This window comes from Acinetobacter sp. WCHA29 (assembly GCF_002165335.1).
In the GTDB taxonomy this organism is placed as follows: domain Bacteria; phylum Pseudomonadota; class Gammaproteobacteria; order Pseudomonadales; family Moraxellaceae; genus Acinetobacter.
In genome coordinates this window covers 81,327-95,065 of record NZ_NHRQ01000004.1, presented here as the reverse complement: position 1 = coordinate 95,065, position 13,739 = coordinate 81,327, and the positions used below count along the sequence as shown (strand labels likewise).

The 13,739-nt window shown below is 34.2% G+C and carries 13 protein-coding genes and 1 tRNA gene; 6 read left to right on the top strand and 8 right to left on the bottom strand.

What is annotated here, in order from left to right:
- Positions 1-31: 31 nt before the first annotated feature.
- The 3 genes from CDG59_RS04400 to hemE all read right to left on the bottom strand — a co-directional run bounded on the left by CDG59_RS04400 (position 32) and on the right by hemE (position 2,602).
- Positions 32-502 carry a DUF3015 family protein gene (locus CDG59_RS04400; RefSeq protein WP_004663119.1) on the bottom strand — a complete coding sequence of 157 codons (471 nt, stop codon included), beginning with the start codon at positions 500-502 and terminating at the stop codon, positions 32-34.
- 189 nt (positions 503-691) lie between these two features.
- Positions 692-1,486, bottom strand: a complete 795-nt coding sequence (locus CDG59_RS04395; RefSeq protein ID WP_087543849.1) for a DUF817 domain-containing protein — start codon at positions 1,484-1,486, stop codon at positions 692-694.
- A gap of 42 nt (positions 1,487-1,528) precedes the next feature.
- Entirely contained in the window at positions 1,529-2,602 is a 1,074-nt protein-coding gene (gene hemE / locus CDG59_RS04390) for a uroporphyrinogen decarboxylase (protein ID WP_087543847.1), read from the bottom strand.
- A 200-nt stretch (positions 2,603-2,802) separates the two neighbouring features.
- Between hemE and CDG59_RS04385 the strand changes: the two genes are divergently transcribed.
- Positions 2,803-4,002, top strand: a complete 1,200-nt coding sequence (locus CDG59_RS04385) for a L,D-transpeptidase family protein (protein WP_087543845.1) — start codon at positions 2,803-2,805, stop codon at positions 4,000-4,002.
- Between the two features lie 53 nt (positions 4,003-4,055).
- On the opposite strand, the gene CDG59_RS04380 is transcribed toward CDG59_RS04385, so the two are convergent.
- On the bottom strand, positions 4,056-5,318 hold the full coding sequence (locus CDG59_RS04380; protein WP_087543844.1) for a GGDEF domain-containing protein: 1,263 nt from the start codon (positions 5,316-5,318) through the stop codon (positions 4,056-4,058).
- Between the two features lie 163 nt (positions 5,319-5,481).
- On the opposite strand from CDG59_RS04380, the gene pyrC reads away from it, so the two are divergent.
- The 4 genes from pyrC (at position 5,482) to CDG59_RS04360 (ending at position 8,633) form a co-directional block, all read left to right on the top strand.
- Positions 5,482-6,516, top strand: a complete 1,035-nt coding sequence (gene pyrC, locus CDG59_RS04375; protein ID WP_087544018.1) for a dihydroorotase — start codon at positions 5,482-5,484, stop codon at positions 6,514-6,516.
- Positions 6,501-7,166 (top strand): ribonuclease T, encoded by a 666-nt coding sequence (rnt, locus tag CDG59_RS04370; RefSeq protein ID WP_034601574.1) that lies wholly within the window; start codon positions 6,501-6,503, stop codon positions 7,164-7,166. The genes pyrC and rnt overlap by 16 nt, the downstream gene beginning before the upstream one ends.
- A 19-nt stretch (positions 7,167-7,185) precedes the next feature.
- A tRNA-Glu gene (locus CDG59_RS04365) sits at positions 7,186-7,261 on the top strand.
- Positions 7,262-7,421: 160 nt separating this feature from the next.
- Positions 7,422-8,633 (top strand): tyrosine-type recombinase/integrase, encoded by a 1,212-nt coding sequence (locus CDG59_RS04360; RefSeq protein ID WP_087543842.1) that lies wholly within the window; start codon positions 7,422-7,424, stop codon positions 8,631-8,633.
- Between the two features lie 65 nt (positions 8,634-8,698).
- Here CDG59_RS04360 and CDG59_RS04355 read toward each other — a convergent pair whose 3' ends face one another.
- Positions 8,699-10,117, bottom strand: coding sequence for a nucleotide-binding domain-containing protein (locus tag CDG59_RS04355; RefSeq protein ID WP_087543841.1), 1,419 nt, complete (start codon positions 10,115-10,117; stop codon positions 8,699-8,701).
- Between the two features lie 16 nt (positions 10,118-10,133).
- Positions 10,134-10,679, bottom strand: coding sequence for a hypothetical protein (locus CDG59_RS04350; protein ID WP_413772663.1), 546 nt, complete (start codon positions 10,677-10,679; stop codon positions 10,134-10,136).
- Between the two features lie 1,664 nt (positions 10,680-12,343).
- On the opposite strand from CDG59_RS04350, the gene CDG59_RS04340 reads away from it, so the two are divergent.
- Positions 12,344-12,604, top strand: coding sequence for a hypothetical protein (locus CDG59_RS04340; RefSeq protein WP_087543835.1), 261 nt, complete (start codon positions 12,344-12,346; stop codon positions 12,602-12,604).
- Positions 12,605-12,668: 64 nt separating this feature from the next.
- On the opposite strand, the gene CDG59_RS04335 is transcribed toward CDG59_RS04340, so the two are convergent.
- Together CDG59_RS04335 and CDG59_RS04330 are read right to left on the bottom strand one after the other, a co-directional pair.
- Positions 12,669-13,271 (bottom strand): hypothetical protein, encoded by a 603-nt coding sequence (locus tag CDG59_RS04335; protein WP_087543834.1) that lies wholly within the window; start codon positions 13,269-13,271, stop codon positions 12,669-12,671.
- A 127-nt stretch (positions 13,272-13,398) separates the two neighbouring features.
- A complete protein-coding gene (locus CDG59_RS04330) occupies positions 13,399-13,737 on the bottom strand; it encodes a hypothetical protein (RefSeq protein WP_087543832.1) in 339 nt (112 codons plus the stop codon).
- Between the last annotated feature and the right edge of the window lie 2 nt (positions 13,738-13,739).

Sequence of the window (13,739 nt, the reverse complement as noted above, 5' to 3'; positions counted from 1 at the left end):
CCATTAAGACAGGGTTTTATGTTCAAACGTATTAAACGTATGCTTTAAGCACAGCGTCTTTTGCCATCACGCTTTGTAAAGCATCTAAAACTTGAAGTGAGTTTGTATTTTTGCTTGAATAAATTTCAGCAAAGTTTGCTTTAGACACAGCAAAGAAGCGTGCTTTGTCGTTGGCTTTGATTTGCATTAATTCAGCAAGTACATTTAAGCTTTCGCCTTGACCAACCGCCATATCACGCGCTAAAGACTCTGCATTTTCATTGGTAAATGTCACAACTTGAGCCGTTACTGTACCACCTTGACGGCATCCTAAAGTACCGAATGTGATCCCTAATAATTGGTTAGTAAAAATTCCATTGGTTGTTGCTGCAAGGATTTTAGGTGCAATACCTTTTTGACCTGCCCAAATTTGTGTACCAGCACCGCAACCAACATCATTATCAGCCATTGCAACACTTGAGCCAGCTGCTAGCAAAGCTGCTAATGCAATTTTTTTTAACATAAGAAATGTCTCCAGTCTCAATTATTTTTAACTATTTGTTATCATCACTATTGTGCTGTGTAATTGTTCTTACACAAGGATTAACATAACGAGGTTAAACTTTTTTAGCAAATAAATTTTGAAATATATATGAAATATTCATAACAAAAAGGAGCTCAATAAAAGCTCCTTTTGCACGACTAAAGTCTTTTAACGCAATCGCCAAGATCCATTTTTATCCCGTACACCTAATATTTTTAAAACCAAAACTAAACTTAAAAGTAATAATAAATACCACGAACCTAACTTGCCCCAACCCACCATATGCCAAGCATCAACTTGACTCGGATATAACCAGATTTTATAAAATGTACTAATGTTTTCTGCAATCCAGATCAAGAATGCAAGCACCAATAATACAGGTAACATCGGAACTTTAAACTGATGCTGTTGTAATTGAAAATAAAGTTTGGTCTTCCAAAAAATAATAATACTCCAAACAAATAAAACTATTCGATAGTCAGGAATAAAAAACTTGGTCATAAAATTAAGGTAAGACAACACTGCTAAACACAGCATATTGCCAAAATTCGGCAAATTCTCGAATGAAACATTATAGAGTCGCAAAGACCGAGCAAAAAAACTACCCACTGCTGAATACATAAACCCTGCAAACAATGGCACAGTCAGTAATTTAAATATAGCTGGTTGAGGATATTGCCATGAGGCAATCGCTGGATGGGTCAAAAATATTTCCATTCCCATCGCCATGAGATGGAATAAAGCAATCACTTTCGCTTCTGCCCACGATTCGAGCTTTAAATAAATCAGACAGGCTTGAATAATCAGTGCATAAAACAACAAATAATCGTAACGAAAAAATCCCCAATGTTCATGGCTTCCCATCGGTGCGGTGACTGCAAATGCAATCAAAAGCAACAACCCAAATAAGGCAGCCGAAGCTGCCTTAAAGATAAAGTTGAGCGGTAATACAATCAACTGCACAAAACTGATCCTAGCGCGTTTACTTTGAAATGATTAAAAATATCAACCTAAATATTTAGTACTGTATTCATGAACAGTATCTACAAAAATCTTAGGCTGTGCTGGATCGACCCATTGGGTAATACCATGACCTAAGTTTGCGATATACCCTGTTTTTTCACCATTGGCATACGCATCATCCAACATCGCTTTCACAGATTTTTCAATTGAAGCAGCTGAACCATAAAGCACAGCAGGATCTAAATTCCCTTGTAAAGCAGCACGCCCTGCGACCACATCACGTGCAGTATAAAGCGGTGTAGTCCAATCTAGGCCAAACGCATCAGCGCCTGTGGTCAACATTGTCTCCAACCACTGACCGCCACCTTTGGTGAACACAATAATCGGAATACGTTGACCATCCTTTTCACGTTGTAATCCTGCAATAATCTTGGTCATATAGTTCAGTGAGAATTCGATATATTCTCTATGCGCTAGCGCACCACCCCAGCTATCAAAAATTTGAATCGCTTGAGCGCCTGCATCAATTTGAGCATTCAGATAATCAATCACTGAATCAGCAAGATGATCAAGTAAAGCATGTAGTATTTCTGGCTGTGCATACATCATCTTCTTAATGAAGCGGAATTCTTTACTTGAACCACCTTCAACCATATAGGTTGCTAAGGTCCAAGGGCTGCCCGAAAAACCAATCAGCGGCACTTGTCCATTTAAAGCAGATCGAATCGTTGAAACTGCATTCATGACATAAGCTAGATCTGATTTAGAATTTAGTTTAGGTAAATTCGCCACATCTTGTTCAGTGCGCACTGTTTTATGAAACTTTGGCCCTTCGCCTGTTTCAAAATACAAACCTAAACCTAAAGCATCAGGTATAGTCAAAATATCAGAAAATAAAATCGCAGCATCAAGCTCATAGCGGCGTAACGGTTGTAATGTTACCTCGCAGGCAAATTCAGTATTTTTACATAGAGATAAGAAATCGCCTGCCTGAGCACGAGTTTCACGATATTCTGGTAAATAACGCCCTGCTTGACGCATCATCCAAACGGGTGTGGTGTCTACAGGTTCACGTAATAAAGCTCGTAAAAAACGATCATTTTTCAACGTTGTCATTACCAATCTCTAAATTTTTTCATGTTGAGTGCATCATAGCAAAGTTAACCTCGAATTTATAAGTGAAAACCCATACAACAAATCAGACTTCAACTATTTTTTTTACTTGGACACAAAACTGCTACTGCAAGCTGTTCTATTTTCTGTAATACTTGCAATATCTTATATCTCAATATGAATAATTCTTAAGGTTGAATTACATGTTCGTTCGCTCATTACTCGCTATGAGTTTAAGTTGTATTATTGCCAATGTTGCTTTTGCTGCCCCAACAACTGAGCAACCTTTAAATCCAAAAAAAATCTCGGCACCTGTTCAAGATCCGATTGATCCTTTAGCAGTAGAACGTTCAGCTGCTTCAAGCGTTGTTGCTCAACCAGCATCTAGTGTCGCTGATAATGCAGTTTCTAATCCTCAAGTAAACACAGGTGTTGCTTCAGCAGTGTCTCAAAAACTAGAAAATACTCCTGATACAACCAATACAACTCCAGCACCAAAAGTTACTTGGACTTTAGATAGTCTGAACAATTCAGAATGGTATGAAAATATTGGTAAAGGTCAATTTCCAGTATATGCGCGTGCTCATGTAATGTTAAACAATGCACATGCTTCTCCTGGTGCAATTGATGGCTCAAATGGTAAAAATACCTTAAAAGCAATCGCATCTTTCCAACAGATGAATGGTTTAACACCAACAGGTGAACTTACCAAAGAAACTTGGGATGCATTAGTTGCGAAACAAACTAAACCAGCATATGTAGAATACACAATCACAGAAGCAGATTTGAAAGGTCCATATGCCGAATCAATTCCTTCTGATTATGCTTTACAAGCAAAAATGAAAGGTTTGTATTATACACGCGTAACAGAAATGTTGGGCGAGAAGTTTCATATGGATGAAAACTTCTTAAAAAAGATCAACCCAACAGCAACTTTCAAAAAAGCTGGTGAAAAAATTATTGTTGCGAATGTTCGCAATAATTTGCCTGAAGACATCCATTTAATCGTGGCACATAAAGGCGCAAAACAGCTTTATCTGTTTAATAGCCGTAACCAGATGATTGCGTCATTTCCTGCGACAATTGGCAGTGCTGACACGCCTTCTCCAACAGGTACCTATAAAGTAGTCGGTGTCGCGAAAAATCCATACTACAGCTATTCACCATCAAACTTTATTCAAGGAAAAAACCTTAAACCACTGACCTTACCACCAGGCCCAAATGCACCTGTGGGCAATATCTGGATTGGTTTAAGTAAAAAATCCTTTGGTATTCATGGTACGCCTAATCCATCTTTGATCTCTAAGACTGCATCACATGGTTGTATTCGCTTAACCAACTGGGATGCGAATGACCTCGGTGGAAAAGTACGCTCTGGCGTTACCGTTAAATTCCTCGAATAATTTAGATTGTTCAATAAAAAACCGAATACTTGTGGTATTCGGTTTTTTATTCTTTACTCAACACTGGGAAGTGGTTGATAGTAAATCTGATTACGTCCAAGTTGTTTCGCTCTATATAGCGCTTTATCCGCAGTATGAATCACCGAATCTTGACTAATTTTAGGGTTTCCATTAAACACCGTAATACCCAAACTAATGGTCACATGATTAGAAACTAGTGATTTTTCATGTTGAATCATCTGCCGATCAATCGCTCGATAAATATTGGTTGCTACAGCATATGCACCTTGAGCAGATGTTTCTGGTAAAAGCACCACAAATTCCTCGCCCCCATAACGTGCAATGAAATCCATGTGCCGAATTGAGCTTTTAATCATTTTCGCAATCGCGGAAATGACTTGATCCCCCATCTGATGACCATAAAAATCGTTATAGTTTTTAAAATAATCAATATCTATAAATAATACGGACATGGCCTTACTTTCTTTACATGCGAGTTCATAGTAATAACTAAACATTTCTTCAAATGTACGTCTATTCGAAACTTTTGTTAACTCGTCATGTTGGCTTAAATGTAAAAGTTCAGATGCTTGTAAGCGTAGAATTCTCTCATCAATTTCAGATATTTTAGTTTTTAGAAATAATTTCCTGTCCTTAGAGGTAAGCATTACACTAATCGAAAAACCCAACAATAGACTTCCTATAAACGTACGCCCTAGCATTAAAAAATCACAGGGTACTTTGAGAAAGTATAAAGACAATAAGATCACAATTGCTGCTGAAGAACCAATCCATAACATATGTTTGGGTTTAAGCCCACTCAAAATAAAACCCAGCATATATAAGAATGCAATCAACACCATCGACTGGTTTTGTAGCACCAGATTAGAAATACTCATCATTAACAATGAGGGAATGACAATTGTACAAAATACAATCACACAGGTTGCAGGATAAAATAATGGGTTAAGCCGTCTAAAACGAGAAAATGCCCAAAATAAAAATAGTGCTGCCGCGACAACAACCAAGCTTAAAATGCTATATACAAAATCTAAAATAAAATGGGTGCTTGTTCGAATGACCAACAAATTCGACGGTAAAATCAAAAGTACAAAAATCGCATATGTAATTACCCCTTGACCAAAGAACTGAATCGCATTGATTCTAGTTCGATCAATATTAAATTGCCAAAACTCATTTTCGAGTTGGGTAGGCAAATTTTTTTTTGTTTTCTTGGTTCTAGAATGTGCAATGACTAACTGTTCTAGATCTTCTTTTTCTTTACATAACTGCTTAATATCATATTGATTTTCCATCCCTCTCACTCTTCTTATAATGCTGTATTCTTGTCCAGCATAAAAATAACACAATTTCTCATATTTTCATGCGCTTTGCGTAACTACTTATCCATAATTGTAGTTACCATTTTCGCACTATATGCATTATTATTTATATTATTTTTTAAGCCTGAAGTACACCTTGAATACGATTACACTTTTACAGCCAGATGATTGGCACGCTCACTTGCGTGATGGATTAGCTTTAAAACGTACTGTTCCAGATCTTGCGAAACAATTTGCACGCGCGATCTGTATGCCGAACTTAGTTCCACCGGTCAAAACTGTAGAAGAAGCTTTGGCATATCGGGATCGTATTCTCGCTCATGTTCCAGAAGGACTACATTTTGATCCGCGTATGGTTCTTTATTTTACAGATTTCACTTCACCTCAAGAAGTTCTTAAAATCAAAGAATCCGAATATGTAAATGCGATCAAACTCTACCCCGCTGGCGCAACGACAAATTCGGATAATGGCGTTAGCGATATTCGTAAAGTCTATGCCGTGATTGAACAACTTGAAGAATACCAAGTTCCGTTGTTGTTACATGGCGAAGTTACTCACAATCATGTCGATATTTTTGATCGTGAAAAACGCTTCCTTGACGAAATTTTATCGCCTTTATTAAAGCAATTCCCAAAATTAAAAGTTGTGTTAGAACATATTACGACAAGTGATGCTGCAAATTTTGTACTTGAACAAGATCGTAATGTTGCCGCAACGATTACACCGCAACACTTGCTCTTTAACCGTAATGACATGTTGGTCGGTGGTGTGAAACCTCACTTCTATTGTTTGCCAATTTTAAAGCGTCAAACGCATCAAACCACATTATTAGAAGTTGCAACTAGTGGTAATCCAAAATTCTTCTTGGGTACTGACAGTGCACCACATGCTCAGAATGCTAAAGAGAATGCATGTGGATGTGCGGGTTGCTATAGTGCACCAAATGCAATTGAACTTTATGCACAAGCCTTTGATCAAGTGGGTAAGTTAGAACGTTTAGAAGGTTTCGCAAGTATGTTCGGTGCTGACTTCTATGGCTTACCGCGTAATACTTCAACTATCACTTTAGTGAAAGAAGAAAATACGGTTGCTGAATCTTTTGATTATCTAGAAGATCAAAAAATCATTCCACTTCATGCAGGTAAAACACTGCAATGGAGAAAAGTGTGACACAAGAAGAAAACAAAGCTCCTGTTATTGGTCAGCGTTTTCGTGGATTCTTACCTGTTGTTGTTGATGTTGAAACAGCAGGTTTTAATTCCCAGACTGACGCATTACTTGAAATTGCTTGTATCCCGATTATCTATGATGAGCAAGGTCAGTTCATACCTGGCCCATCATTCCATGCACACATCAATCCTTTTGAAGGTGCAAACTTAGATCGTCGCTCATTAGACTTCATTGGAATTGATCCTTTTAATCCGATGCGTGTTGCGATGGCCGAAGATGAGCGGACAGCTTTACGTCGTATTTTCAAATCACTCACGGAAGTCCGCAAAGCACAGCATTGTACCCATGCAGTATTGGTAGGACATAATGCTCACTTTGACTTAGGCTTTTTACAAGCTGCAATTGCTCGATCTGGTACAAAAAATCAGAATCCTTTTCACAGCTTTTCGGTATTTGATACTGTAACTTTGAGTGCCGTGATGTTTGGTCAAACAGTACTAGCACGTGCTTGTATTCAAGCTGGCATCGAGTTTGATGGCAAAGAGGCTCATTCTGCATTGTACGATACTCAAAAGACGGCTGAACTGTTTTGCTATATTTTGAACAAACTGTCTCCTCATCTTCTTGACAGTTTAGTGACAGAGCCCTAATATACACCCACCTCGAGAAGTCCCTATCGTCTAGAGGCCTAGGACATCGCCCTTTCACGGCGGTAACCGGGGTTCGAATCCCCGTAGGGACGCCAAATTCAAATCTACTGTGATCCATAGTAGTACACAAACCCTTGAATTTATTAAGTTCAAGGGTTTTTTGTTGTCTATAGAAATTCACAATCTTCCCCTGAAATCTATGCACTTTAACGGTATATTTAACGGTATCTGAAAAATGTACTGGAAAATTTTGTCATGGGTAGACAGCTAAATAAATTAACAGCACTCAAAGTTAAAAATTTAAAGTTTGAAGATTCCTCAAGTAATAAGCATACGGACGGTGCAGGACTGTACCTATACGCACATAAAAATGGAAGCAAGTATTGGCGAATGGATTACACAAGCCCTATAACAGGCAAAAGAAATACACTGGCTTTAGGCGTTTACCCAACAATCACATTAGAAGCTGCAAGAAAGCGACGTGATGACATTAGACAGCAAATTGCAAACAAGATTGATCCTGCTGAGATGCGAGAGCAAGTAAAGCAACAAGCAAAGATAGATGCTAAAAATAGCTTTCAGCATATTGCTGAACAATGGCTAGAATTAAGAAAACATGAGGGGAAAAAAGATTCTGAGAATATTCGTCGCTTAGAGAAAGATGTTTATCCATTTATTGGTAATATTCCTGTCAATCAACTTACCACTACCCTTTTAGAAAATGAAGTTATTCATCGTATTATTGACCGTAAAGCTTTAGAACTCGCTCGGAAAGTATCTATTAGTATAAAGATGGTATTGGAGTATGCTAGAAAGAAAAAATTGATCCTTATCAACCCTGCAAACGATATTACACAGCCAAAGCCTATACGTGGTAACTTTGCTGCTATTACTGAATCGCACAGCCTAACACCCTTACTACAAAGTGTATGGGATGAATCCAATACTAAAATCACCTTTGTAACTCGCTGTGCAATTAAAATCTCTATTTTTATTTTTTTACGCCCTACCGAAATCAGAACTTTAAAGTGGTCTGAATACAATAAAGAAAGAGGAACTTTAACAATTCAACCCTCTAAACAAAGTAATGATCAGCCTAAGAGTGTTTTAATCATTCCTTTGGCTAAACAAGTAGTTGAAATATTAGATGAACTTCATAAACTCACAGGACATACTGAGTATATGTTTTATAGTAATCGTGGAAAAGAGCCTTATATCAGTGAGGGAACTGTTAATGAAGCGATTAAACGTATAGGCTTTAGAGGTGAACAAACTGCTCATGGCTTCCGAGCAACAGCTAGGACTATTCTTGAAGAACAATTAAACTTTGAACCAGCTTGGATAGAGCGACAATTAGCCCATAAAGTAAGAGATGCAAATGGTGAATCATATAATCGTACCAAGCATGTAGATAATAGAAGCATTATGTTGCAAACTTGGGCAGACTATATTATTGAATTAAAATAAATATAATCTACACAACCACATTGAAAAAATACTATAAAATTCAATAATATAGGATTATATTATTTTCACTCTATCGGAACATATATATAATCTCTAAACACCACACTTCCTTTCTTATCTATCACTTCACACTTAATATAATGAAGCCCTTTAAAACTACAATCTCTTTTAAATTCTTTTGTTGTAAAGAAATATGCTATACTTTGTGCATTTTCACCCTTTAACTCTTGCGAATCCTCTTCCTCCTCAAGATATTGTTTTAAAATTTCTTCATCATTAAAACCAGAATTATTTTTTTTATAAAAGATAACTTTATACATTTCTCCGAAATTTAAGCTATTTGCTGTTAGTACAGCTTTAATCTTTGATTTTTTTTGAATAACTTTAGAATTTGAATAATAATCTGATTCATGATTTGTGTTTGGATTAACCAATTTGGCACTTAGATTGAATTTATTATTTGGAATAATTTTATCACTATCGCTTACATTAATTGCAATAAAACTCTTTAACTCCAATGGCAATGGCAAACCTAAAATATATTTATGAGTTTTCAATGATCGCATAATATAATTCAATTTACTTCCATCAGCTTTAGTATAATTAGGATTATAAATAAATTTTTTTTCTACATATACTCCATTTTCTATAACTTTTTTAATTTCACTAAAATCATGTGGAAAATTAAAAAATTCCAAAAGTCCCTGCCCCATCATAATATTATTTTTACTTGCTAAACCTTGAAGCTTTGCAGCAAGGTCAACAGGTAATCCCGTAGGCGAAACTTCTCCTACATGCCCGAAACCGTAATTAGCCCAAAGTACGTCATCAGTATCTCCGAAATTGCAACCTACACGAAAGCCAAAATCAAGTACATCAAAATCGCTTTTTTGTTGTTTAAGCCATGGCTTAATAGTCTGCTCGAGTATAACTGTAAGCATTGATCCAGCATTAAGGCAATCTAAAATTGACTGTGAACGACTAATCTCACGCTTAGTTGAACCAAAGAAACCTAAGACAGCATCCCCCATAATTCGATGTACATGACCATCAAATGCGTGAATTACTTCAATACAACTTTTAATTACTGCATTTTTAAACTTATAAATAAATTCAAGATCATTAGGATATTTAAGTGATAGCTTAGTTGAACCTTTAATATCAACAAACATAGTCGTGATATAATGTTTTCTTTGCCCACCATTAACTAAATCTTTAAAATCAGGATGATCTGCTATTCTTCCCATATTGATAGAATTTCTAAGCCCAAATGCTTCCCGAATTTTCAATTGTAATTTATACTGCTCAGGCTCATTAATAGTGAGTTCTAAAGATTCATTTAAATTACTTACACTTTTTTGAACATCAGAATATGACTCTTGCACCATAGATGAATCGAACCCGATTGAATCCATCATAGGTACTGTATTTTTTTCCGCATACACAATTTTTTCAAAATCACTTATAGAAAAATCAAAACTCATTTTTTATACTCAAAAACTAAATATTAATCTTAGAAACACAGGTAAAAAATAAAATTAAAATACTGCAAATAACTGTATTTCTTACCATCACATTTACTTTTTCATAATCATCAAATTTTTTATCTGTTACTTTAGCCATAATATATACTTGATGAATTAAATCTTGAAGCTGATCATTTTCTTTTTTTGTATTAACCTGATCCTTGAAGCTATCAAAACTTAAAAATTTAGCAACATCACTATAAAAAATAGTAGAAAGTTCACTTTCATTTTGAGGTTCAGCACTATTAGCACTCCTCATTCTATTAGGATGTATCACAGCCATACAACGTATATACCATTCATAGCATAAATATAAAAAAATAAGATATAGAAACACTATTATTCCAGTAAAGCAATCTAACTTATTGAAAGTTATACCCCACCCTACTAAAGCTGTAATTGCTGCCAACATACTTGATAAAAGTGTAATATGATTAGAAGCTTTTGTATTAGCTAATTGAACGTACTGATCATATCTACTCAACACCTTGAAATAAAATTCAATTTTTTCTTTTTCCAAGAGCATTCTCAACTTATTTTTTAAAAATTTCTATAGATTTATTAATAATAGAGGAATTTTAAAATTTTAAAAAGTCGATCTTAGATAAAATAAATTAAATTGACAGAACTTTCTAATTGATTTGCGACATGCCCATATTTTGAGCACCTACCATATATCACAGAGCAAAGCTATTAGGAAGTATTCAACCGACTGACAATATTAGATCAATTGCTTACAGCAACAGAGGGCGAAAGTTAAACAAATATGATTGCCTGTATTAACCGTTGTGCATGATTACTGCTTTTTGACGCTGTTGAGCGAAGCCGAGTGCGGAGTAGTACCGTATGGGGGCTAGGATCATGTACGCCGATATATATATTCACAAGGTACTGCTAACAATACCACGTCCTCTCGAACGACTTTCCTTTAATTTGAAAATACAAGGAAAGTTCTTATGAATTACTATACCCCTCTAAAACGCTTTCATTTGCGATTACAGCCACTTTATAACTGCGTGATACAATCCAATAGGTTAGATATTCATCGTTGAATCTGAGAGATTCTGTGAGCATTAAATTTCAATTTATTAGCTCTATAGATTAGTGCCTTAAATTAATAATTTTTAATTACTAATTTTATTTTAATTGTAATGGGTACAAAACAGAAATTTGACAAACTTAATACTTGTTGCTATACGTGAATTATTAACTTTCATAAAATATTCATTAGTACAAAAATTACATAATTTGGTACAAAACTATTCCAATATTTTGATCATTTAGAATTATATAAAAATCTATTCATACAGCTCCTTATTGGCTGTATGTTGTCATCAAAATTAATCGGTATATATTACTAGATACATATAGATATATAACAAATTATATCTAGATTAAATATTTATTCTATATATTACACCTTTTAATTAGTTTACATCTTCATTATTTATTAGTTACTCGTTGCACCTTAACTATCCTGTACTAATTTATATATCACATACATACAAGTATTAAAATTCATAGAGCTACATACCAATGCCAAAGACAGTAAAATCAGTATCTAAAGGATACGCATACAATACTCATTACGAGCTAGACCCTAGAAAATTAGAATCAATCATAAGACTGTTAGAAGATAGTAGAGACTATTTAAGTAAGGCTTATGCTGTACACATAGTAATTACATTAGAAAATAATGATTTTGATGTATCATTAATAAATAAAACATTAGAAAAAATATTAAATAAAATGAATACTCGGTTATGGTTATTATATCATACGAGAATTTACAGAAGATAAAGGTTATCATTTACACCTATTACTTATATTTAGTACAGGAGAATATAGAGCTTTTACATTACTTGAAGAAGTAAACAAAGCTATCAACTTATTGCCTTTAGTAAATGGATCAATAGCACAACAAAGATGGAAGAAATACACCAAAGGAAAAGTAAGATATTTTCATAGGTTAACTAATAAATCAGAGCTATATGATGCTGTACTGAGATATTCATATTTTGCGAAAAAAGAAACAAAAGTAAATGCGAAAGTAGCATCCAAGTACCCTAAACCTGATAAGACAAAGCAAGGGCAATCTAAAAGAGTTAGAAATAAAACTATACCAAATAATTAAAATAAATGATAAAATTCTATTTATTAAAAAACTTATAAAAGGAGATGAAAATGTTTGCAGCAATGATTAGAGGTCTTACAAGTCTTCATAATGATTTAACACATGATGCAAAGATTCAGAAAGAAAAGGAATTAAAGCAGGAGAAAGAGAAAGAGTTTGAAAGATTATTCAGCGAGTTATCAGCTAAAGACTGTAGTAAAATTAAAAATTTAAACCAAGTTCGTGGGATTGGATTAGATATAATAGCTTATGAATCTAAACTACCAATTGAAGTTATCAACAAAGTCATTTATGGTCGTTTCTATAGATAATTTTTAATACTATGAGGGTAACTTTAATAATATAATCTTACCCTCATGCTGTATAATTAAATAACTACCAAATCCCTTTAAATGAAAATTCATCATTTAATACGGCTTCAACTAAATCTTTAATATTTTTAAATTTTTTACTATCTGTCTTATGATGCTGACCAGTTGCAACTATTTTTCCGAAAAAGCTAAGTTTTGATCTATCATTTTCCATATATGATCCAAATTCATATTTTATCGGCTTGAAGTTATTCACATAATCTTTCAATAATGCCATATCTTCTAGCACCTTATGATATCCATAATAACAATTATCTTTTGTTTCCTCAGTAATTGGCTGATTAACTGGATAAGGAGCAATATGGAGTTGTATAGTTGAAGACCATTTATTATATTTAATAGTCGCATCACATTCTAATGATGTTGGTCTAAATTCAGGTCTATCTCTGTGATAATCCACTATCTCAATTGAGATAACTGCTGTTTCATATTGAGCTTTTGCCGAATAATTATCTCTCGTTATTGTAAATCCTTCTGATTTAAGAAAAGAACAAAAATCATCCAAAATTTCCGTCCTAATTCTAATGACTTCACTCCCCCATTTTTCATTTAACTGTCTTTCTAAATCTTGTTTAGAAAGGTTGCTTTTAAATTTATCTAATGCCATATTTCCTCTACTTATTTACTGTATTTAAAAGTTATCTAATAAATTTAGATAATTGGTTAACTAATCAATTATTTAATTTTCGGAAATTAACATATGTATGAAACATACTTCTATTAATTTTCAAAAATTACCATTTTGAAATTAAATATATACCAATAAAGAAGATAACTAGCACTTTCACTAAACCTAGAAAACTAGTACCGACTTCTTCTAATGGATTATCTGGATCGTAGCCTTTGATTTTATCTCTACCAATACCATGATACCTTTTATAACTATCATCATAATGATCTAATTTATCAGAATTTTTCATTAATGATTCAAAACTATTATTTTCTATACTACGGATGTTAGTTGAATGACTAGATTTTTCCTTTACTATTTCTTTTTCATTATTACAAGAAATATTAGACAAATCTTCCCCCGATTTAATTTTATTTACTAAATCCTCTAAAGAGTTACTCATTT